This window comes from Aeromonas sp. 1805, assembly GCF_013085525.1.
GTDB classification, from domain to species: Bacteria; Pseudomonadota; Gammaproteobacteria; order Enterobacterales; family Aeromonadaceae; genus Aeromonas; species Aeromonas hydrophila.
The window spans coordinates 3328154-3351421 of record NZ_CP038515.1 but is presented as its reverse complement, the minus strand read 5'-3'; the positions used below and the strand labels follow the sequence as shown (position 1 = coordinate 3351421).

At 62.3% G+C, this 23268-nt stretch carries 17 protein-coding genes; 10 read left to right on the top strand and 7 right to left on the bottom strand.

Going from position 1 to position 23268, the window contains the following annotated elements:
- Positions 1-10: 10 nt before the first annotated feature.
- The 3 genes from malF to yejK all read right to left on the bottom strand — a co-directional run bounded on the left by malF (position 11) and on the right by yejK (position 4365).
- On the bottom strand, positions 11-1663 hold the full coding sequence (gene malF, locus E5E96_RS15770) for a maltose ABC transporter permease MalF (RefSeq protein ID WP_024943710.1): 1653 nt from the start codon (positions 1661-1663) through the stop codon (positions 11-13).
- Between the two features lie 75 nt (positions 1664-1738).
- On the bottom strand, positions 1739-2920 hold the full coding sequence (malE, locus tag E5E96_RS15765) for a maltose/maltodextrin ABC transporter substrate-binding protein MalE (RefSeq protein ID WP_011705558.1): 1182 nt from the start codon (positions 2918-2920) through the stop codon (positions 1739-1741).
- A gap of 395 nt (positions 2921-3315) precedes the next feature.
- On the bottom strand, positions 3316-4365 hold the full coding sequence (gene yejK, locus E5E96_RS15760) for a nucleoid-associated protein YejK (protein WP_171282568.1): 1050 nt from the start codon (positions 4363-4365) through the stop codon (positions 3316-3318).
- A gap of 73 nt (positions 4366-4438) precedes the next feature.
- Between yejK and E5E96_RS15755 the strand changes: the two genes are divergently transcribed.
- From E5E96_RS15755 to hdfR, 10 genes are all read left to right on the top strand, one after another.
- Positions 4439-4666 (top strand): DUF1414 domain-containing protein, encoded by a 228-nt coding sequence (locus E5E96_RS15755; protein WP_011705556.1) that lies wholly within the window; start codon positions 4439-4441, stop codon positions 4664-4666.
- Positions 4667-4709: 43 nt separating this feature from the next.
- Positions 4710-6560, top strand: coding sequence for a DUF3413 domain-containing protein (locus tag E5E96_RS15750; protein ID WP_139389220.1), 1851 nt, complete (start codon positions 4710-4712; stop codon positions 6558-6560).
- Between the two features lie 306 nt (positions 6561-6866).
- Positions 6867-9029: a TonB-dependent hemoglobin/transferrin/lactoferrin family receptor gene (locus tag E5E96_RS15745; RefSeq protein ID WP_171282567.1), complete on the top strand. Its 2163-nt coding sequence runs from the start codon at positions 6867-6869 to the stop codon at positions 9027-9029.
- Positions 9029-11092 carry a prolyl oligopeptidase family serine peptidase gene (locus tag E5E96_RS15740; protein ID WP_171282566.1) on the top strand — a complete coding sequence of 688 codons (2064 nt, stop codon included), beginning with the start codon at positions 9029-9031 and terminating at the stop codon, positions 11090-11092. The genes E5E96_RS15745 and E5E96_RS15740 overlap by 1 nt, the downstream gene beginning before the upstream one ends.
- A 32-nt stretch (positions 11093-11124) precedes the next feature.
- Positions 11125-13539: a proprotein convertase P-domain-containing protein gene (locus tag E5E96_RS15735; protein WP_171282565.1), complete on the top strand. Its 2415-nt coding sequence runs from the start codon at positions 11125-11127 to the stop codon at positions 13537-13539.
- 59 nt (positions 13540-13598) lie between these two features.
- Positions 13599-14972: a DUF1566 domain-containing protein gene (locus tag E5E96_RS15730; RefSeq protein WP_171282564.1), complete on the top strand. Its 1374-nt coding sequence runs from the start codon at positions 13599-13601 to the stop codon at positions 14970-14972.
- Entirely contained in the window at positions 14969-15526 is a 558-nt protein-coding gene (locus tag E5E96_RS15725) for a DUF1566 domain-containing protein (RefSeq protein WP_029301308.1), read from the top strand. The genes E5E96_RS15730 and E5E96_RS15725 overlap by 4 nt, the downstream gene beginning before the upstream one ends.
- 231 nt (positions 15527-15757) lie before the next feature.
- Positions 15758-16240, top strand: coding sequence for a serine protease inhibitor ecotin (gene eco, locus E5E96_RS15720; RefSeq protein WP_005299572.1), 483 nt, complete (start codon positions 15758-15760; stop codon positions 16238-16240).
- 302 nt (positions 16241-16542) lie between these two features.
- Positions 16543-16905: a DUF413 domain-containing protein gene (gene maoP / locus E5E96_RS15715; RefSeq protein ID WP_016350309.1), complete on the top strand. Its 363-nt coding sequence runs from the start codon at positions 16543-16545 to the stop codon at positions 16903-16905.
- Positions 16905-17780 carry an HTH-type transcriptional regulator HdfR gene (gene hdfR / locus E5E96_RS15710; protein ID WP_016350308.1) on the top strand — a complete coding sequence of 292 codons (876 nt, stop codon included), beginning with the start codon at positions 16905-16907 and terminating at the stop codon, positions 17778-17780. The genes maoP and hdfR overlap by 1 nt, the downstream gene beginning before the upstream one ends.
- A 72-nt stretch (positions 17781-17852) precedes the next feature.
- Here the strand turns inward: hdfR and tyrA are convergent, their stop codons facing one another.
- From tyrA to glpD, 4 genes are all read right to left on the bottom strand, one after another.
- The gene (gene tyrA / locus E5E96_RS15705; protein WP_171282563.1) at positions 17853-18992 is read right to left on the bottom strand and encodes a bifunctional chorismate mutase/prephenate dehydrogenase; all 1140 of its coding nucleotides are present in this window, start codon (positions 18990-18992) and stop codon (positions 17853-17855) included.
- Between the two features lie 118 nt (positions 18993-19110).
- Complete coding sequence (locus tag E5E96_RS15700) at positions 19111-20184, bottom strand: 3-deoxy-7-phosphoheptulonate synthase (RefSeq protein WP_171282562.1); 1074 nt, start codon at positions 20182-20184, stop codon at positions 19111-19113.
- 320 nt (positions 20185-20504) lie between these two features.
- Complete coding sequence (glpQ, locus tag E5E96_RS15695) at positions 20505-21584, bottom strand: glycerophosphodiester phosphodiesterase (protein WP_135320110.1); 1080 nt, start codon at positions 21582-21584, stop codon at positions 20505-20507.
- Between the two features lie 102 nt (positions 21585-21686).
- Positions 21687-23174 (bottom strand): glycerol-3-phosphate dehydrogenase, encoded by a 1488-nt coding sequence (gene glpD / locus E5E96_RS15690; protein ID WP_011705543.1) that lies wholly within the window; start codon positions 23172-23174, stop codon positions 21687-21689.
- Between the last annotated feature and the right edge of the window lie 94 nt (positions 23175-23268).

The window sequence follows — 23268 nt, the reverse complement described above, 5'->3', positions numbered from 1 at the left end:
TGAAGCCTCCTTACAGTTGCTTGTCGGCTTTGGACAATTTCAGGTTGAGCAAGGCCAGCGCACCCACGATGAGGAAGATGGCGGTGGCGATGGCACTGGCCAGACCGTAGTCCTGACCACCCGAGCCCTGGAACGCGATCCGGTAGGTGTAGCTCACCAGCAGGTCGGTGGTACCGGCCGGGGTGCTGGCGCCTATGATGTCCGGCGCGCCGTTGGTCAACAACTGGATGAGCACGAAGTTGTTGAAGTTGAACGCGAACGAGGCAATCAACAGCGGCGTCAGCGGCTTCATCAAGAGCGGCACTGTGATCTTGAAGAAGTTCTGCACCGGACCGGCACCGTCCATGGCGGACGCTTCATAGAGATCTTCCGGAATGGCTTTGAGCAGGCCCATGCAGAGGATCATCATGTAGGGGTAGCCAAGCCAGGTGTTGACGATGAGGATCATCACCTTGGCCAGGAAGGGGTTGGTATACCAGTCCGGCTTGATGCCGAACGCCGCTTCCAGGAACAGGTTGATCTCACCGAAGTTCTGGTTGAACAAGCCCTTGAACACCAGGATGGAGATGAACGCCGGGATGGCATAGGGCAGGATCAGCATGACCCGGTAGAAGCCGCGCCCCTTGAGGGACTCCCACTGCACCAGACAGGCCAGCACCATGCCGATGGCCAGGGTGAAGCCCACCGAACAGGCGGAGAAAATCACGGTCCAGATGAAGATCTGCAGGAACGGTGCCTGGATACCCGGATCGGTGACGATGCGGGCGAAGTTCTTCCAGCCCACGCTCACCACGAAACCTGGCGCTACGCTCTTGCCGACAAACTGGCCCTGCTCGTCGATGTATTGATAGAAGCCGGTGTCGCCGTTGGGCAGCATCAGCTCGCCGCTCTGGTTGTCACGCAGCAGGTTGCTGTCTTTGATCACCACCCCGGACTTGAGCACGGCACCGTCCAGCAGACGGGTGTACTGCTGCTTCTGGGCGGCGAACTTGCGCAGGCTGCTCAGGGTCAGGTGGGTTCCGCCATCCGGCAGCACCAGATCGAGTGCGCTCAGGTGGGTGCGATGGTCGACGATGGCCCGGATGGGAGCCACCTTGTCCACGGCCTCCCCTGCCAGGTGTTGCAGTTGAACAACTTGCACCGGTTCATGGACTCTGCCCTCGCGGACAGCCAGTTCACGGGCCTTGTTGCTCATCAGGGTAACGGGTTGACTGATAAAGGATTGGTCGTCCTGTTTCAGCAGCAGCTGAAACTGATTGTTCTCACCACCCAAGAGGGTGAAATCGAATTCACCGCCCGCCACCTTGTAGGTTTTTTTCAGATGGTAATCCCGCGCCTGCTCGATGGAGAGCAGGTTGGATCCCGAATAGTTGGTGAAGGCGATGCCGATCGTGTAGGCAAGAGGGAAGATGATAAAAACAACCATGCCGGCCACACCGGGGAAGATATAGCGGTGGGCATAGGTCTTCTTGTTCATGAAGACATACAGACCGACGGAGACCACCACCAGATCCAGCAGAGCGAATACCCACTCACCGCTGGCGTACATCATCACGGCTGCATAACCGTTGAGGATGGCTACCAGAGCAGCAATGGTCCACTTAAGCCAGGTGTGCTTATCCTTCGGACCGGCATAGGATTCAATAGAAGGTACTACTTCCATGCCAATTAACCTTTATAACGCCAAGAGAGATTTGAGAGAGTGGGAGGCCATTGCGGCCTCCCGGGTAGTGCGTGCTTACTGAACGATACGCTTGGCAGCGGTATCCAGGGCTTCGTCAACGCTCTGACGGCCGGAGGTTACGTTCTTGAGGGCAGTTTCGAAGGAGGACCAGAAACGGCTCATCTCAGGCACGGACGGCATCGGCTCGCCATTCTGGGCGTTTTGCATGGTTGCCTTGATGTGCGGATCGGATTCCAGGGTCTTCTGGAAGGACTTCAGCGCCACGGCGCCCAGCGGCTTGTCGGCGTTGACCGGTGCCAGACCGGCGTCGGTCAGCAGGTAGTTTTCCAGGAACTCGATGGCCAGATCCTTGTTCGGGCTGGCGGCGTTGATGGTGGCACCCAGTACGCCGACGAAGGCCTTGGCCGGTTTACCCTTCAGGGTCGGCAGCGGCGCTACGCCGTACTTGATGCCGCTCTTGTCCAGGTTGCTCCAGGCCCAGGGACCGTTGATCATCATGGCCACTTCGCCCTTGTTGAACTTGGCGTCCATCACACCGTAGTCGATGCCTTTTTCCAGGTGACCGGACTTGATCATCTCGGAGATGTAGCCGACACCAGCCTTGGCACCCGCGTTGGCGACGCCGGTGTCTTTCACGTCATAACCGGTAGCGGTTTTCTTGAAGGCATAACCACCGTTGGCAGCCACCAGCGGGTAGCTGAAATAGGGGGTGTCATAGGCCCACATGATGGCGCGCTTGCCGTTCTTCTTCAGGGTCTCGTCAATCTTGGCGATCTCTTCGAAGGTCTTCGGCGGCTCCGGCAGCAGATCCTTGTTGTAAATCAGGCTGACCGCTTCCACGGCAACCGGGTAGCCGTAGGTCTTGCCATCGACGGTCATGGCATCCCAGGCGAACTGTTCAAACTTGGCTTTGGTGGCTGCATTCGGGGTCACGGGGACCAGCAGACCGGCCTTGACCCACTCACCGTAACGGTCGTGAGCCCAGAAGAAGATGTCCGGACCGTTGCCGGTGGCAGCGGCTTGCTGGAATTTCACTTCCACCTGATCAGGGTGCGCAACCGTCACCTTGATGCCGGTTTCGGCTTCAAACTTCTTACCTACTTCGGCCAGACCATTGTATCCCTTGTCACCGTTAATCCAGATGGTCAGTTGACCTTCGTCAATGGCGGCAGTGGCAGAGCAAGCCACGCCCAGAGTAGCCAGACCGATCAGGGATGACAGCAATTTCTTTTTCATGAGCCTTTCCTTGTATTAGTTCCGCGCTGTAAGAGCATTGTGTGCGAGATGAATATTATCCCAAGCCGTTACCGCCTCACATGACGCAACTCGCATTTTTGAAACGCAATTACGTATTTTCTTCCAGAAAGTTCTGAAAACATTTTCTTATTTCAGGGGGTTATCGCTATTTATTGGCATATTTATCGCCAAATTAAGAAATTAAATTACCAAAGAGAAATAAAAAAACATGAATGAAAGGGTTTTCACCTCACTGAAAACCCTTTCACGGGGATTATTCTGTTTAATTTGTTAACAAAGCACCGAGTTGGTTTCGCTGCTGCCTACCCCGTTAAATAAAAAGACACCGCAGCGAAGTGCGGTGTCTTTTTGCCAAAACTGGAAAGCAGATCACATTACGACTGGCGCAGCAGCTGATCCTTGAGGTTGGGCGGGACCCCCTTGATGGTCAGGGTATCGGTCTGGGGATCGTAGAACACCCGGCTGTTGAGCAGCTTCTGCTCGAAGCTCAAAGTCAGGCCGCCACCGGAGCCGACGAACTTGGTCAAGCCGCGCAGGGTCGAACGGTCGGCCGGGAAGCGATCTTCCAGCTCGTACTCCTGACCGATGAAGCTGTAAAAATCGAGATCGCCATCGCCCGGCAATTCCGCCGACAGCTCCTTGATCTCGATCTCTTCACCGGCGCTGGCCTGCTCGGTGCAATATTTGAAGACCTGTTTCTTGTAGTCGTTGCGCTCGGCTGGCTCGAGCTGGCGGCTGTCGCAATAATCGTCCACCGCCTGCAGCAGCCCCTTATTCTGGATCTTGGCATCCATCCCCTCGCGGGCACCCAGTAGATCCATGAAAAAGTCACCCAGCTTGCGACCGACCCGACCCTTGCTGAAGGTGATATAACGGCGCGAATCCGGCTGGGTTTTCCATTCGGTCAGATCGATGCGGGCCACCAGATTCAATTTGCCGATATCCAGATACTGGATGTGACGCAGCTCCAGCGCCTCGCTGACGGTGACGCTCTCCTTGCCCTCCAGCAGGGCGATCATCAGATAATCCACCCCCACGTAGTTGTATTTGGCAAACAGCAGCACCCCCTGCTCGTCAAGGGCGTGCTCCACCAGCTGCTTGACCAGCAGTTGGGTCATCTCGACCGAGAAGGGGACGAAGTCGGTCTGTTCGCCGAGCAGCCGTTCGAGGGCGATGCGAAAGAGCGGAGAAGGCTGTTTGGGGACGCTCTCCCCCTCCGCCAGCTCGGCGACGGCGGCCTCGGGGTCGGCAAAGAAGCCGAAGCCCTTGCCCCCCTTGCCGTTGTAAATGCGATGCAGCTCCGCCATCAGCCCCTGTACCGCCTCATCGGCAGGCAGAAGCTGGCTGCGGGTGTCGGCGTGAGGTTGACCATCGCCGCCCTGGCGCAGGGAGTGAAGAATGATCTTGTCGATATCGAGACTCATGTCACAAAGCCATAGTGTTAGCCGAAAGGGTGAAGTATTATAAGGCGCTTTGAACCGAGATGAACCCAAGATTATGCCCATCGTATCAAAGTACAATAACGAGCAGTTTGACGCCCTGATGAACGACCTGATCACCGCCCTGGAGAAGCACAAGGCGCCGGTGGATCTGAGTCTGATGGTGCTCGGCAACCTGACCACCAATATCATCAATGGCATGGCCCCGGCCCAGCGTCAGGCGATCACCGAAAAATACATCCAGGCGCTCACCGCCTCGGTGGATCATCGCCACGATGCTCACTGAGTCTCTTCGCATTCTTTGATGTTTTTCAAGCAGATGGATCACTATGGTCGAAACCGGCAACCCCTATCGTGATAATGTTTCTCGCCTGATCACCTGGGGGCATTGGTTCTCCTTCTTCAACATCATTCTGGCCATGCTGATTGCCACCCGCTACCTGGGGGCGATCAGCTGGCCGTCGACCACGCTCGGCGTGACCTATCTCATCATCAGCTGGATCGGTCACTTCTCGTTTCTGAGCTTTGTCACCTATCTGTTGACGATCTTCCCCCTGAGTTTCGTGCTGCCCAAAGAGAAGCCGCTGCGCTTCATCTCGGCCATCATCGCCACCCTGGCGCTGGTGCTGCTGCTCATCGACACCCAGGTGTTCCAGCTGTTCAAGTTCCACCTCAACGGCCAGGTGTGGCAGTTGCTGCTGGATCAGGCTCAGACCGAGGAGGGCTCGATCTGGAGCATCATCTTCGTGGCGGTGCCCACCATCTTCCTGGTGCAGCTGCTGCTGTCGGCCTATGTCTGGCGCAAGATCAACAAGCGCAAGCGCCGTCAGTACGGCAATCAGGTGGGGCTGGCCCTGCTGGTCTGCTTCATCCTGACCCACGTGGTCAACAGCTGGGCCGATGCCACCCTGTATCAGCCCATCACCATGCAGCGCGCCAACTTCCCGCTCTCCTACCCGATGACCGCCAAGAGCTTCCTCGCCAAGCACGGCTGGCTGGATCTGGATCAGTACGAGAAGAAGGCCGAGTCGCAGGATGGTGACAATGCTAGCCGCTTGCGCTACCCGCTGCGTCCGCTCAGCGTCAACGCCCCGCTGACCCACAAGAACCTGCTGATCGTGGTGGTCGACTCCCTGCGGGCCGACATGCTCAACAACATCAACATGCCCAATCTGCAGCGCTATGCGGATCAGCACCTCAACTTTGCCAACCACATGAGCGGTGGCAACGACGATGTGATGGGGATGTTCAGCCTGTTCTACGGCCTGCCGGGTCACTACTACGACGACATTCGCAACGACAAGACGCCGCCGGTGCTGTTCGACGAGATGCTGCGCCAGGACTACCAGTTCGGCCTGTTCGGCGCGCTGGAAGATGCCCAGAAGTACCGCCAGAGCATTCTCTCCGGCCTGCGCAAGCAGGTGTTCGTCTCCGAGCAGACCGACGACACCCAGCTCATCGGCGACTGGCAGCAGTGGCTTGCCAAGCGCTCGCCAGACAGACCCTGGTTCTCGCTGGTCTATCTGTCGAGCCCGGGTGACTACCAGCTGCCGGCCAACGTGAAGGGGCCCTTCCAGCCGGAGCTCACCAAGTTCAACCCGGCCACCGCCTATCAGGCCGAGAATCTGGTGAAGCTGGAGAACCGCTACAAGAATGCGGTCTTCTATACCGACCAGTTGCTGGAACAGATGCTGGCCAAGCTGCAACAGCAGGGGCTCAGTGAGCAAACCATCGTCGTGGTCACCGCCAACCATGGTCAGGAGTTCAACGAGACCCAAAACAACAGCTGGGGCTATGGCACCAACTACTCGCCCTATCAGGTGCAGGTGCCGTTCGTGCTGGCCTGGCCGGGCAACGATACCCTGCCGACGAGCCCGGTGAGCAGCCACCTGGATCTGGTACCGACCCTGATGCAGAGCATGCTGGGAGTGCGCAATGCGCCACGGGACTACAGCATCGGCCGCAACCTGTTCGACACCAGCCCGCGCAACTGGCTGCTGGCGGGGGATCAGCGCGACTTTGCCATCTATCAGGGCAACACCATCACCCACTTCAACAAGCAGGGTGACTTCGAGCTGCTGGAGCGAAACAGCTACCGTCCCATCAAGCACGGCACCCCCGACATGGGCGTCATGATCCAGGTGATGAACGAGCTGAACCGCTTCTATCGCGCCCCCTGATAGCCGCCTCATGCCCCTTGAAAACCCGCTCCTGCAGCGGGTTTTTTATTGCCGATATCACCTTGGCATGAGCTGCCAAGCCTTCGGCCAACACCTTGCCACCCTCCGCCGTTTCATCCCCCGTCTGCCCGCCTTGCGCCCTGCAGGCGCAAACGTTGGCCCGCTTTGCTACTGATGCCTTCATCAAAAAATGCAGTCTGATCAGGATCATAAAAACAAAATGATAATGATTATCAATCGTTGATCTAACTGGACCTCTCTGCAATAATCCGCGGCCTTCAGGCTTAAATAATAATTATTCTCAACATGAAAACGCTGCTTCACTACTGGCCCATGCTGCTGTCCGGTACAGCGCTGGCCGCCGGCGATCCCGCCGGCATAGACACCTCCGGCACCACCCCGCCCAAGGCGCGCGAGACCATAGTGGTCAAGGGTCAGCGGGTCGAACAGAAACTGTCCGACATCTCGGGCTCCATCACCGTCATCACCGAAGAGGATCTGGAGCGCCAGATCGCCACCGAGCTCACCGACGTGTTCAAGAACGAACCCGGCGTCTCGGTAACAGGCTCGGCGGGCCGGCCGCAAAACATCAGCATCCGCGGCATCGGTGGCAACCGGGTGCTGATCATCAAGGACGGGGTCCGGGTCAGCGACGGCTTCGGTGCCGACGATCTCAACGACAAGGTGGGCCGCTTCAGCTTCGATCTCGATGACGTCAAGCAGATCGAGGTGGCCAAGGGAGCCGGTTCCGCCCTGCACGGCTCGGACGCCATCGGCGGCACCGTGGTCATCACCACCAAGCAGCCGGAAGATTACCTGCAGGGGCAGGATGCCTACCTCAGCAGCAAGGTGCTGCACGACGGCAGCAGCGACAAGCAGAAACTGAGCGCCACCGGCGCCGCCCGCTGGGGCGAGAGCGCCCACCTGCTGCGCCTCTCCGGCTGGCAGGGGCACGAGACCGCCAACTACGACCAGAGCCGCATCCCTGCGGACCTCGACGGCCTCAGCGCCTCCACCAGCTCCAGCCTGACCCTCAATGAGCAGCATCTGCTGCGCCTCGAACTCGACTACTTCGAAGACAATGCCAAGCGGGATCAGGGGCCGCGTGAAATGCCCCAGCCCGACGGCAAGTGGCAGGTACGCCAGTATCGCGAGAACGGCACCCAGCGCTCCCAGGGCGGCAAGCTGAGCTGGGAGGCGCAGGATCTGGGCCACCCGCTGGCCGACCGCTTTACCTGGAACCTGCACGGCAACTACGCCAAGAACACCGCCAACAAGCGCAGCCTGCTGCAAAATGACGAGCTGAGCGGCTACCCCCGCTATCGCAGCGAGCGGGAGCTGGCCACCTTCACCGAACAGCTGATCGGCAGCGAGCTGGATATCCGCCGCGATCTGGTCACCGGCCCCATCGAGCACAAGCTGAGCTACGGCATCGAGCTGGCGCGCACCCGGCACGAGCGCCCGGTGGAAAAAATGATGCTGGAAGCCGGCATTCCCCAGCCCACCCAGTCCGCCCCCTTCAGCAGCGCCCGCACCGATCGGGCCGGCATCTGGCTGGGAGACGTGGCGACCCTGGGCCAGTGGCAGTTCACTCCGACCCTGCGCATGGATCAGCAGTGGCTGAGCCCGCAGGATGGCCGGGGCGAGAGCAACCACAGCTGGCATATCTCGCCGAGCCTGGCCACCAGCTACCGCTTCAACGAGCAGTGGCGCAGCTGGCTGAGCTACGCCAACGGTTTCAGCGCCCCCTCCTACGACAAGGTGTACGGCAACATCCCCCACTACTTTGCCCTGCCGCCGTTCGAGATCATCGCCAACCCTAACCTCAAGGAGGAGACCAGCCACAGCTTCGAGTGGGGGGTGAGCGGCGAAGGGGATGAGTGGAGCATCAAGCCGGCGCTCTTCTACAACCGCTACTACAACTTCGTCGACTGGCGTCAGGTGGGCTTTCGCCTGAGCGACGGGGTCATGCTGCGTCAATACCGCAACGTCGCCAAGTCCGAAACCTGGGGCGCCGAGATCGCCGCCAGCTACTGGCTGACCCAGCAGTGGGAGCTGGCCACCAAGCTGGGCTGGGTCGACGGCAAGACCAGCCAGGGCGAATCGCCGCGCAACCTCACCCCGCTCGAGGGCAACACCCGCCTCAGCTATCAGGCCAACGACTGGAGCCTGGGGCTGCAGGCCGACTACGCCGCCGCCATGAGCCGGGTGCCCAGCTGTGGCAACAGCCTGACCCAGCAGCAGGGCGAGTGCCTGAAGAGCGCAGGCTGGCTCAGCTTCGCCCTGACCGCCGACTGGCAGATCACTGACGCTCTCAAGGCCAACCTCAAGCTCGATAACCTGCTCGATACCCGCTACACCCGCTATCAGGACGTTGCCGGGCTGGAAGCAGGCACGGATGCGGGCCTCTACACCCAGACGGGCCGCTCCCTGAGCGCCAGCCTGCGCTACACCTTCGTGGGGCTCTGATGCACGCACTCCTGATGCTGGCCAGCCTGCTGGCCAATCCGGCGCCGGTCCAGCCTGCCGATACCCAAAGCCAGGCCATCCCCACCTCGGCACCGCTCGTGGCCCCGCTTATTCCTCACCGCCCGTTGCCTATGCCGGGGGAGCGGGCCCGGCTCGATCCCTATGGCGGCTGGCGCGACGACAGCCGTCAGGATCCCGCCCTGCTGGCCCTGCTGGGCGAGCAGAACCGCTGGACCGAGCAGCAGCTCGCCGCTCAGCGGCCGCTGGAGCAGGCTCTGCAGGCCGAGTGGCAGGCACAAGAACGCGGCGAGCCCATGCCGCAAGAGTGGCTGAGCGAGGCGGGCAGCCAGTGGCGGATGGAAGCCGACGGCAGTCTGTGGCAGCGAGACGGCGAACAGGCTGAGCCCCGCCAACGGCTGGCGGCCCGCCAGCCGGCCAGCGGCTACTACGAGCTCGCCAGCTGGGCCCTGCACCCGAACGGGCGCTGGCTGGCCCTGGCCGAAGATCTGCAGGGCGATCGGGATTACCGCATCACCCTGCTCGACCTGGTCGACGGCAAGCCCCTGGCCATCCTGACGCACAGGGCCAGCGATCTGCTCTGGAGCCTGGACGGCAAGACCCTCTACACCATCACCAACGAACCCCGCACCCTGCGCCCCTGGCAGCTGTGGGCCTGGCGCGATGGCAAGGAACAGCAGATCCACCAAGAAGCGGATCCCGCCTGGCTGCTGAGCCTCTATCGCACCACGGATCGACGCCACCTGCTGCTGCAGAGCAACAACCACGACAGCGCCGAGCAGTACCTGCTGGACGCGGGCACGCCGGCTCTGCTCAAGGCTCGTCAGGCTGGCCTCGAGTACTACCTGGATACCCAGGGGGAGCGGGTGCTGCTCAAGAGCAACCGGGACGGTGCCCTCGGCCTCTATCAGGTGGCCGACCTGAGCCAGGTGGCCAAGGGAGAGTGGCAACCGCTCTGGTCTGGCGAGCAGAGGAGCCTCGAGAAGTGGCGCCTGTTTGCCGACTACACGGTGCTGCAGTATCGCCATCACGGGGATGACTGGCTCGACGTGCTGGATGGCCGCGGCCGGCTCAACCATCGCCTGCTGCTGACCGAGGGGGCCGGCACGGCCTGGATCCAGGGTGCCCACGACCCCGCCAGCGGGCAGATCCTGATCCGCCGCCAGGGCATGGCCGAGCCGCCGCACCAGCGCCAGCTCGATCTCGCCAGCGGCCGCTGGCTGCCAGACGCCCGGGCCGCCCTCCCCTCCCCCTACCAGAGCGAGCGCCGCTGGGTGGTGGGCAAGGATGGCGTCAAGGTGCCGGTATCCCTGGTATGGCGCAAAGATATTCACACCCCCAAGGCGCTACTGCTGTACGGCTACGGCGCCTATGGCACCCCCATGCGCCCCTACTACCAGCCACAGGTGCTGAGCCTGCTGGATCGCGGCTTCGTCTACGCCATCGCCCACGTGCGCGGCGGCGGCATGCTGGGGGATGCGTGGTATCTGGCCGGGCGCGGTCGCCACAAGCAGCACAGCGTGGACGACTTCCTGACCGTGGCCGCTGCGCTGGCCCGGGATCCCGCCATCGACCCCGCCCGGCTGTTTGCCATGGGCGGCAGCGCCGGCGGCCTGCTGGTGGCGGCGGCCCTCAACCAGGCACCGGCCCGATTCGCCGGGGCCGTGCTGCAGGTGCCCTTCGTCGATCTCATCGGCACCATGAGCGATCCCGAACTGCCGCTCACCCGCCAGGAGTACGCCGAGTGGGGCAACCCGGCCATTGCCGCCGATTACGCCGCCATGCACCGCCTGAGCCCTTACGACAACCTACATGCGGCTCCCTATCCCCCCGTCTATGTGACGGCCGGGCTGCACGACAGTCAGGTGCCCTACTGGGAGCCGCTCAAGTGGGTGGCCCGCCTGCGGGAACACAGCACGGGAGCGGGTCCCTATCTGCTCAGCACGGCCCTCGACGGCGGCCACCGCACCAGCCCGGGCAACGCGCGCCAGCAGGTGGCCCGCGAGTACGCCTTCCTGCTCACCCTGGCGGGTGCCCGCCGGTGATCCCTTTTCTCATTTTTGTGTTGGAGTAAACCATGAAGCCCTCTTCCCTGGCCCTCTGGCTGGCGGCAACCCTGCTCTCCCAGCCGCTGCTGGCGGCCGAGCTGCAGTTTGTCGATGAACAACCGCTGACCACGACGCCGAAGCTCTGGCTAGAACAGCGCCTGGGTGTGAGCCTGGCCCCCGACTACGAGCGGGCCAGTCTGCTCGGCCATCACTACAGCTTCCGCCAGCTGGTCAACGGCCTGCCGGTGCCCACCATCCAGGCCGCCGTCAGCGTCGATCAAACAGGCAAGCCCTGGCGCATCTATCACAACAGCCGGCCGCTGCAGAGCAGCGAACCCGGCTGCGACGCCGCCGGCACTCTGGATCCCCTGCTGGAGCAGCTGCGCGATGGTGGCAGCGACATCGACACCCTTGGTCCGGTCGAAGCCTGGTACTGGCGCGACGGCGACACCCTGGTGCCGGCCCTGCGCCAACGGGTACGCGAGCATCAGGCGGGCAACGCCAAGGCCAGCTATGTGCAGCTCTTCGCCAGCTGTGACGGCAGCCGCGAGCTCGGTCGCTGGATGGATGCGGCCAGCACCCAGGCCAGCCGCATCGCCGACGCCGGCGACACCCAGCTGGAGGCTCGGGTATTCGATCCGGATCCCCGTACCCAGCTGCGCGACGCCAGCCTGGTCTGGCACGAAGCCCTGCAACTGGCGGACGCCGCCTATCAGGACAAGGTGCCGCTGCCGGTCACCCTGGCGGGTGGACGCTATCTGCTGAGCGGCCCCCACGCCCGGGTGGTGGATGCCATGGAGCCGGACACGGCCCCCTTCAGCGCCGACAGTCCGCAGGCGTTTCGCCTCACCCGCGATGATCGCGGCTTTGCCGACATCAACGCCTACTACCACCTGGATCTGGCCCAGCGCCACCTCAAGCGCCTCGGCTTTGCCGATCTCATCCCGGGGGCGCTCGACATCGACACCGAAGCCGGCTATCAGGACAACTCCCTCTACGATCCGTTCGAGCGCAGGCTGGAGCTGGGCCGCAGCGGCGTGCCCGATGCCGAGGATCCCATGGTGATCTGGCACGAGTTCGGCCACGCGGTGCAGCATCACATAGTGCCGGATCTCGGGGACGAGGCTGACTGGGGCGCCATCGGTGAAGGTTTCAGCGACTACCTGGCCGCCAGCCATCGCCAGCGCAGCGAAGCCGGCCGCCAGTTCGAGCCCGCCATGGTGTTCAACTGGGATGCCCGCTTCACCGACCGCACCCCGCGTCAGCTGGACGATCTGCGCGCCCGCTACCACCCGGATTACAACTACCCGGCCCACCGCACCATCAACGGCAGCAATGGCGACCAGCTGTGGGGCACCCCGCTGTTCCAGGCGCTGCTGGCCGCGGTCGCCGAGCAGGGCGAAGGGGCGCGGGACGAGTTTGATCGCCTGATCATCGAGTCCCACTTCGGTCTCGGCCCGGCCATCCGCATGCCGCAACTGGCCCGCATCACGGTGGATACCGCCGCCCGGCTCTACCCGGCGCGCCCCTATGCCAGGCTGCTGGAGCAGGCGTTTCGCCAGCACAGCCTGTTGCAGGCACCGGTCAATGTCGGCCTCAGTGATGGCGGCGTCATCGAGCTGGGGCAGCGCCAGTCGGTGCAGCTGACCCTCACCAACCAGGGCAAGGCGCCGGTCACCCTCAATGAGCTGGCTCTCACCCTGCCAACCGGGTTGCAGGCCGATCCTTACAGCTGGCAACCGGCGACCCTCGCGGCGGGTGCCAGCATGACCACCACCCTGCGCCTGCTGGCCCAGAGCCCGCTCGCCTGTGGCGACGAGGTGGCGCTGCCGGTGAGCCTCGCCATGAGCGGCACCAGCCCGACCGAGCGCCAGTGGCAGCAGTCGCTGACCCTGCCCATCGGCGCCCCCATCGTCAGCCGTGCCAGCGGTCAGCCGCTCACCTTGAGCGATGCCATGAGCGACGAGGTGCGTGGCCTCAGTGAAACCAGCCTGCTGATCGAGAGCAGCGAGGCCAGGGTGAGCGATCGGCTGCAACTGAACCTGGATCTGCAACACCCGGCGCTCGATGAGCTGGAGATCTGGCTCAACTCCCCCTCCGGCACCCGCATCCAGATCTGGAACAAGGGCTACAGCCCATTGCCGCGCCTCAAGGGGGTGTTCCCCACCGAGCTGCTGCCCCTGCAGCCCTTCAGCGCGCTGGAAGGGGAGCCGCTGGCCGGCCGCTGGACCCTGGAGATAGTGGACAGCAAGCCCGGCAATCGGGGCCGCATCAACGGTTGGAGCATCAGCCAGCGCACCGGCGCCCAGTGCAGCAAGCCGATCACCCCGCCCGATGACGGCATCATCCACTTCCAGGTGGACGACGGCAGCGGCGGCGGGGCAGCCAACCTGCTCTGGTTGCTGCCGCTGGCACTCTGGCGCCGCCTGCGCCAGCGCACCTGAATCCACCCCATCCATATATAAGAAGAGGGGGCCAAGGCCCCCTTACCCAAGGACAAGAGATGACACCACATTACTCCCGCCTGGCCTGCCTGCTGGCCCCCCTGCTCACCGCCTGTGGCGGTGGCGGCTCGGACGAGGCGCCGCTGGCGGTCCCCGACTACAGCCTGACCGTGACCCTGCCCGAAGCCGGCACCCTGTGCGTCAACCTCAACCAGAATGCATCTTGTGATGCGGGCGAGCCCGGTGTCAGTGGCGCGGCCGGTACTCACCGGTTGAGCGGCAGCGCCCCGGCCCTGTTGACCAGCCCGCTGCTGTTCTTGCCGAGCAATCCGGCCACCCCCATGCTGCTGCACCCCGCCGCCCGGCTCGACGGCCAGCATCTGACCCCCAGCCCGCTCAGCACCCTGCTGCAATACCGCATCGCCGAGGGGCAGCCCCCGAGGCAAGCCCTCGACCAGCTGCTGAGTGCGCTGGCGCCGCTGCAACCGGACCAGGATCTGGCCGCCCTCTCCCGGCTGAACGACTTCAACCTGGCGCTGGGCCAGCTGCTGCAGGCGGTCGTCGAGACCGAACTACAGGCGCAGGAGGGCTTCTCGACCGCCACCCTGCATATGCTGGTGTGGCCGGCCATCGGCAGCCTGCTACCCGAGCTGGCCAGCCACTTTGCCCTGCACGGCGAGCTGGCCAGCCAGCAAGCAGACGTCCGCGCCCGGCTGCTGCAACAGCACTCCCATCCACTGATCACCGGCAGTGGCGTCACCACCTACACGGACGGGGTCGACTACCTGCTCACCCAGGAGCCCGCCGATCACCCGGGGCAGGAGGCCAGCCTCAACAAGGCGCCGTTGCGCTATCGCAAGCTCGACGGCCAGGGTCAGCCGCTGGCCGATGACGCCCCCGCCTGGGAGTGCGTGGAGGATCTCAATACCGGCCTGGTCTGGGAGAAGAAGCTCGATGATCCCGCCAGCCCGCGCGATCTGCACCGCACCTTCGCCTGGGAGCTTGGTGACTATCACCCCACCCAGGAGGAACGTGACTACGCCTGCCCGGATGGCGAAGCCATCTGCACCACGGAGCAGTACCGCCAGTGGCTCAACGCCCAGCAGCTGTGCGGCATCACCAGCTGGCGCATGCCCCACTCGCGCGAGCTGATGAGCCTGCAGCACTACGGCTCCCTCGCCCGCCAGGACGGCCAGCCGGTGAGCATGGACGTGCGCTACTTCCCCGATGTCGGCACCACCAGCAAGGATTTCAGCGGCTACTACTGGAGCCAGACCCTGACCCCTTCGCGCCGGCTGGAGAGCGCTCCCATCAGCGCCATCGCCCACATCTTCCTTGGCGATGACGCCGGCACCGACTACGCCACCACAGTTCAAAACAGCGATGATGCCAACGGTCTGCAACTGCGACTGGTGGCGGAGGTAACCCGATGAACCGCTTGATGTTGACCCTGCTGCTGACCCTTGGCAGCCCCCTCGCCCTGGCCACCGCCATCTGTGATGACAACATGCCCAGAACCAGCCCCACCGCCCGCTTCATCGACCGCGGCAACGGCACCGTCACGGATCGCTCCACCGGCCTGACCTGGATGCGCTGCCAGCTCGGCCAGACCTGGCGCAACCAGAGCTGCCAAGGCGAGCCGACCCGGCTTTACTGGCAGCAGGCCCTGCTGACCGCCGAGCGGATCCGCACCGAGCCGAGCCATGCCCTCTACAACTTCGGCGGCCACGGCGGCTGGCGCCTGCCCACCATCAAGGAGCTGGCCAGCGTACTGGAGTCCGCCTGCTACAAGCCGGCGCTCAACGAAACCATCTTCCCCCGCGCCATGGCCGGCGAAGGAAAAGAGGTGAACGACGGCTATGTCTATCTCTGGTCCTCCACCCCGGTACCGGCCAGCAAGGGGGTCGCCTATCTGGATATCACCAGCGGCGCCGTCGGCATGCGGGCGCCCGGCGCCTGGGCCAAGCAGGTATTGCTGGTGCGCTGATGAAGCCGGGTGGCCAGGGGATCCCGATGAGCACAGGATCCCGGCTGGCCACCCGCGTTTGCCACCCGGCCTGTTGTTCAGCCGAACTTCCGTCCTGTCAGAAAATAGCCAGAACACGTCATTGTGTGCCGGATCTGCGTCATTTTACGCAGTTTTTACGTAGCAGATCGCTGGCATGAAACGGGCAGAGCGGTTAGTCTAGCGGCGTTGAACCAACCCCATGAGGTACAGATGAAAACCGTATTGCGTTTTAGCCTGCTGGGCGCCTTGTTGCTGGGCGGCCATGCCTTCGCCGCCGAACCGAAAAAATTTGATATCAGCATGTTCCCGGCCGCCGAAGTGAACCAGGAACGTGTGGTGATCCGCCTGCCGGAAGTCGAGAACGAAGCCGACATGATGGTCGAGCTGCAGGTCGGCAAGAAAATGATGGTCGATTGCAATGTGCCGCGCTTTGCCGGCAACCTGGAACAGCACAGCGTCAAGGGCTGGGGCTACAACTACCTGATGCTCGGCAAGGTGTCCGATCCCATCAGCACCCTGATGGCCTGCCCGGATGGCCAGAAGAAAGAGACCTTCGTCCAGATCTACGGTCAGGGCTTCTTCGTGAACTACAACTCCAAGCTGCCGTTCGTGCTCTACGTACCGCAGGAGTATGAAGTGCGCTACCGTCTGTGGCGTGCCGACACCCTGGCTCAGCCAGCCATGATAGAGTGAGTCTCCATCGAGACCAAACCTCCCGCTTTGGTTCATGAATACAACAAAATAGAGCGCCGAATGGCGCTTTATTTTTAGCCAAATGTCGTCTGACCAGAGGCTCCAACCTTTACAGAACCTGACATAACTCCGCTTTTTTTCTCACTTTTTTGCCCTTCCCCCCGGCTCAGACCCACTGGATCATGGCTAAACCGCTTTCGATTAAAAATATTTATCCATATAGTGAAAAAATTGATTTTGCACTCTGCGACGGCCTGATGATACTTGCCCGCAAAGGTCAAACTAACCAGAAAAAGAGCACTATGAGCTTCGAATCAGACAAGCGTTTCAACGACTTCAAACATTTTCCCCGTGGCCTGCGTCGCAGTGGCGAATTCACTGTGGCCGAAGCGGACAGTCTGGAAAAATACGGCACCGCCATGCTCGCGCTCTATCAGGGCAACCTGGCCCCGCGCGATGACGTAGAAAGCGCCTTTATCGAACAGGTCAAATCCGGCGCCGCCGGCAGCAACCCCCATGCCAAGGTGTGGTTCAAGTATCTGAAGGTGATCGGTCCCAAGCGCGTACACCGTCTGTGCACCGTCGCCGGCGGTGCCAACGAGGAGACCGGCGGTGGCGGCTTTGAAGGTGGCAGCGGTGGTGGCAGCGACGAGTCCATCGATTAATGGATACCGAACTGCTTCGGACGTTTATCGAGGTCAGCAAGACCCGGCACTTCGGCCGGGCAGCTGAAAATCTCTACCTGACCCAGTCGGCGGTGAGCTTTCGGATCCGCCAGCTCGAACAGCAACTCGGGGTCAGTCTGTTTGCCCGTCATCGCAACAACATCCGCCTGACCGCCTCCGGTGAGCGTCTGCTGCCCTACGCAGACGCCATCTTGCATACCCTGGGCCGCGCCAAGCAGGATGTGGCCCTCTCTCCCGGTTTCAGCCAGCAGCTCGCCATCGGCGCCCCCGCGGTGTTCTGGGAGCTCGACTTCAACGACTGGCTCAACCATGTCTATGCCCTGGCCCCCGGCCTCGCGGTGCGGCTCGAGACCGCCTCCCGCGAGCACCTGTGCCGCCAGTTGCTGGAGCGCTCCCTCGATCTCGCCCTGCTCTCCGAGCCGACCAAGATCGACGAGATTGCCCTGCACCCCATCGGCGAGCTGGTGTTCGAGCTGGTGAGCCGGGATGCCGCCGCCAACGCCGACAGCCTGATGCAGATGCCGCACATTCATCTGGATTGGGGCACCAGCTTCGAGCCCCAGCCCAGCCGCTTGCAGAGCCTGCAAAAAACCCCGGTGCTGCACTCGAGCTCTGCCAACATGGCGCTGCAGTTCGTGCTGGCCAACGGTGGCGCCGCCTATCTGCCAAGGCGCATGGTGAGCCCCTTCCTGGAACAAGGGCGTCTGCACCTGGTGGAAGGCGCCCAGGCCTTGAGTCGCCCGCTCTACCTCGCCTATCTGGAAAAATCCGATCGGCGGGAGCTGATCGATCAGTTGCTGACCCTACCGCTGGGCTGGGATGGCGCCGATCTGCGCTTGCCGCAGCCAGAATAAAAACGCCGCAGCACGCAAGCGGGAGTGCAAAAGCAAAAGGGGCCGACAGGCCCCTTTTGCTTTTCGTTATTCTCAGCCGTGATGGCGACGATCGTTGGCCTGCGCCAGCAGGGTGCGGCTTTCACGCAGGAACTCGTCCGCCCGCTCACCGAAGAAGCCGGAAACCTGGCTGAAGGCCTCGATGAAGCCCTCCCGGTCCCCCCGCTCCAGCAGACCCAGCGCCTCGCCGAAGTTCTGATAGTAGCGGCGGATCATCGCCAGATTCTGCGGCGACGACAGTATGATGTCGGCGTAGAGGTGGGGATCCTGGGCGAACAACCGTCCCACCATGGCCAGCTCCAGCCGGTAGATGGGGGAGCTCAACGCCAGCAGGCGGTCGATGTTGGCCTGCTCGCGGGAGAGGTGCCAGCCGTAGGCGAAAGTGGCAAAGTGGCGCAGCGCCTGGATGAAGGTCATCGCCTCGTCGTGGGCCTTGGCCTCCACCTGCTGCAAACGCGCCCCCCAGATGGTCATCTGCTCCAGCAGCCACTGGCTGGCGGCGGGCTCGCGCCCCTGACAACAGACGATCACCTGCTTGGCGAGGCTCGCCACATCCGGCCCGAACATGGGGTGCAGCCCCAGCACCGGCCCCTGGTGTACCGCCAGCATATGGGCAAGCGGTTCACTCTTGACGCTGGTCACGTCCACCAGCAGGCAGTTCTCAGGCAGGTTGCCGAGCCGATCGATCACCTCGCAGGTGACGTCGATGGGCACCACCACCATCACCAGCCCGGCCCCGTGCAGGATCTCGTCGGCGCGCGGCCAGTCGGCCTGACCCAGGGTCTCGACCCGGTAGCCCGAGAGGCTGAACAGGTTGCCGAACAGGCGGCCAAGCTGCCCCTCGCCACCGATGATCACCACCTTGCCGAGTTCAGGCTTCATGCACTTGAAGTGGTGCTCCTTGTCGCTGGCGGATTCCAGAATATAGGATTCGCGCATCACCCGGCGCAGCACGTCTTCGATAAGGTCCCCCGGCACCCCCAGTGCCTCGGCCTCGGCGCGGCGGCGGGCCAGCATGCTCGCCTCCCGATCCGGTGCATAGATGGGCAGGCCGTGCCGGCTCTTCACTTCCCCTACTTCCCCCACCAGGGCGAGACGGGCAGCCAGCAGATCAATCAGCTGCTTGTCCACCGCATCGATTTTGTCCCTGAGGGCATTCAACTCTTCAGCCATATCCGGTCCCTGCGGCGCCGCCCGCAGCGACGCCCTGTGATTCAAGAGGCAACGAGGTGTCACCGCCTCGGCCGGTGACACCTCGATTGTTCAATCAGTGCTGACAAGATACCACGGCTTATGCCTTGGTTCTGGCCAAAAGTGGTGCCGCCAGCTGGCTGTGGCAGCGGGCCAGCAGCGCATCCGTGGTCTCCCAGTCGATGCAGGCATCGGTGATGGAAACGCCGTAGCGCATCTCGCACTTGGGCTGCTCGCTGGACTGGTTGCCTTCGAACAGGTTGGATTCGAGCATCACCCCGATGATGGAGCGGTTGCCCTCCTGGATCTGGTGGATCACGTTGTCCGCCACCTTGGGCTGCAGGCGGTGATCCTTGCTGGAGTTGCCGTGGCTGCAATCCACTACCAGGCCGGGCAGCAGGCCTGCCTTCTCCAACGCCTCTTCCGCCAGCGACACATTGACCGAGTCGTAGTTCGGGTGCTTGCCGCCGCGCAGGATCACATGACCATCCGGGTTGCCCTGGGTCTGCAGCAACGCGACCTGGCCCTGCTGGTTGATCCCCATGAAGGCGTGGGGGCTGGAGGCCGCCTGCAGCGCATTGATGGCAGTGCCCAGGTTGCCGTCGGTGCCATTCTTGAAGCCGACCGGCATGGAGAGGCCGGAGGCCATCTCCCTGTGGGTCTGGGATTCGGTGGTGCGGGCACCGATGGCCGACCAGGAGAAGAGCTCCGCCAGGTACTGCGGGCTGATGGGGTCGAGCGCCTCGGTCGCCAGCGGCAACTCCAGCTCGGCCAGCCAGCAGAGCAGCTCGCGGGCGCGGTGCAGCCCCAGCTCCACGTCGAAGGTGCCATCCAGATTCGGATCGTTGATAAAGCCCTTCCAGCCGACCGTGGTGCGCGGCTTCTCAAAGTAGACCCGCATGACAATGTAGAGAGAGTCCTGATAGGCGTCATGCAGCGCTTTGAGTCTGGTTGCGTACTCTTTGGCGGCGTCCATGTCGTGGATGGAGCAGGGACCACAGATCACCAGCAGTCGGTGATCGCGACGGTGGATGATGTCGGCGATGGTATTGCGGGCCCCTTGCACGAATGCCAGCGCGCGCTCGGAGATGGGCAGTTTCTCCTTGAGCTGGGCAGGCGTGATCATCACTTGTTCGGACTGGATATGGATGTTGTTCAGGGGATCTCTTTGCATGTTCTCATTCTCTCTACTGTTTCAAGCCAACCGCACCGACCGTTCATTTTTATTTACACAAAGTCAGTACTTTGTTACGCAACCGCCCTCACCTTACCAATTAAAAACAAACAATCAAGTGAAACAAGTGGGTTTATTCGCTGACAGATGGATAAATGACCACAAAAGAGAGCCTTTCGGCCAGAAAGTAGTGCTCCGCGCATGCTCCACACACCACAATTGTAAACATATGATTACACCAATTCTGTCTTCCCTTGCCCACCGACATAAAAAAGCGGGGCACCTGGCCCCGCTTGCATTCCCGTGTTGCTCTTCTTTTATTATTTGCCGTGAGCCTTGATCACCTCGACCGCCTTGTCGGGGAAGTCGCTGAATACCCCGTCCACATCGGCCTGATAGAGGAAGATGTTGAGCAGATCGGTGAAGTCTTTCGCATAGGCCGGGATCTGGCCCTCATCCTGACGGAAGGTATAAGGATGCACTTTGAGGCCGGCCGCATGGGCCTCTTTTACCATGCCGGTGAAGGTCGGTTTGCCCAAGGTACCCGGCTCCGGCACTATCATCGGCTTCCAGGGGCCGATCCCCTCGGCATAGCCGGCGATCTCCTTCATGGCACCCGGCTTGAACATCCAGTCATAGCTGTAGGGGGTCGCCTTGCCCTTGGCGTCATAGACCATGGTCTCGTTCCAGTCGGTCTCGGCCATCAGCTGCACCAGTTTCAAGTCCATGCCCATGGCAGGCATCAGTTCGCTATTGATGCGCTTGAGTTCGTTGGTATCGAAACACTGCAGATAGACCTTGTCGCTCTTGCTGGTGTAGCCGTACTCCTTCAGTACCTTGAGTACCGCCTTGGAGATGTCCTTGCCCTCGTGGCGGAACAGCCAGGGGGCTTTTATCTCCGGGTAGATACCGATGTTCTTGCCGGTGCTCTTGTTGAGCCCCTGGATCATCTCGATCTCTTCCTGGAAGGTATGAATCTTGAAGCTCGACTTCCACAGCGGGAAGCGGGCCGGATAGACCGGCACCTGCTTGCCGTCCACCAGCTGGAACGGCTCGGTCATGCGCAGGGAGCGCACCTCATCCAGGGTGAAATCCACCACATAGTAGCGACCATCCGGGCGGGCCCGGCCGGGGAAGCGCTCAGCCACATCGGTGATGCCATCGAGGAAGTGATCGTGCATCACCACCAGCTGGTCATCCTTGGTCATCACCAGATCCTGCTCCAGATAGTCGGCCCCCATGCCATAGGCCAATGCCTTGGACTCCAGGGTGTGCTCGGGCAGGTAGCCGGAGGCCCCCCGGTGAGCGATCACTATCTTGCCTTCATCGGCCGCCAGTGCGGGCAATGCCAGGGCGGCCCCCAGACCAAGGGCAAGCAGGGAGAGAGTGTGTTTTTTCATGCGCGGTGCTCTTTGTTATTGTTTATGGGATGTAGGTTATTGTTATAACAGAGGTTTATTGCATTTTTACGGCGGGCGGCCAGGGCCGCCCGCCAGGGGTGATCAGCAGGCTTCGGGCAGGGCGTGGTGGTGTTCGCTGAGCCAGGCAGCCAGTTGCTGCTGCTCGGCTTCGGACAGACGCAGCCCCAGCTTGCTGCGGCGCCACAGAATGTCTTCCAGGCTGCAGGCCCACTCCCGCTCGATAAGGTAGCGCACCTCAGATTCGTACAGTCCGGCACCAAAGTGCTGGCCACGCTCCTGGTGCAGCCAGAGGCGGGCATGGGCGCCATAGGCCTCGGCAATGCGCAGGGCACTGCGATCATCGAGCCAGTCAAATTCCAGCGCAAAGGCGCGCGCCAGCTCGCGGACCGAGCAGTCGAACTCGCCACCGGGCAGCCGGCTGTTGGCGGTCCAGTCATCCCCCATCTGGCTGAACCAGGGCTTGAGCTTGTTGCAGGCAGCCTGGGCCAGCTTGCGATAGGTGGTGAGCTTGCCGCCAAACACCGACAAGAGCGGCGCGCCGTCGGATTCGCCGGACAGTTCGAGGGTGTAGTCGCGGGTCACCGCCTGCGGCGAGTCGGATTCGTCATCGCACAGCGGGCGCACCCCGGCATAGGTCCAGATCACGTCTTTGGGGGCGATCTGACGGGTGAAGTGGGCGTTGACCACCTTGCACAGGTAGTTGATCTCGGCGTCGCTGATCTTGGCTTCACGCGGGCTGCCCTTGTGCTCCACGTCCGTGGTGCCGATCAGCGAGTAGTCCTGCTGATAAGGGATGACGAAGACGATGCGGTTGTCCTCGTTTTGCAGGATGTAGGCCTCTTCGCGCTCATGGATGCGCGGCACTATCATGTGGCTGCCCTTGATGAGGCGAATGCCGCGCGGAGATTTCTCGTGCAGGCTCTCGTCATAGAAGGTCTTGACCCAGGGGCCGGCCGCATTGACCAGACCGCGGCAGGTGACGTTGAACTGCTCGCCCCCTTCCCGCTCCAGCGTCAGGGTCCAGTGTTTGGAGCCGCGCACCGCCTTGACGCAGCGGGTGCGGGTCTGCACGTCGGCGCCCTTGTCGCGCGCCATCATGGCGTTGAGCACCACCAGCCGGGCGTCGTCGACCCAGGCGTCCGAATACTCGAACCCCTTGCTGATGCCGGCGGTGAGGCCGTCCTGCGGCAGGAAGCGCACGCCGCAGCTGCCCTTGAGCTTGTCACGCTTGGCCAGGTTGTCATAGAGGAACAGGCCGGCGCGGATCATCCAGGCCGGGCGCAGGTGCGGGCGATGGGGCAGCCGAAAACGCATGGGACGGGCGATGTGGGGGGCCATGCCGAGCAGCACCTCCCGCTCCGCCAGCGCCTCTTTCACCAGCCGGAATTCGTAGTGTTCGAGGTAGCGCAGGCCGCCGTGGATCAGCTTGCTGGAGTTGGAAGAGGTGGCAGAGGCGAGATCGCGCGCCTCGAACAGGGCAACCTTCAGACCCCGCCCCGCTGCATCAGCCGCAATGCCTACCCCGTTGATGCCGCCGCCGACGACGACCAGATCATAATGTTCGCTCATGTTCACCTACTTTCTTATTTTGACCTTGCGAAACCGTCGCAATGTTTGATTTCGCTCATATTAGAGCATGAAAAAATGATAAACGAACATTTTA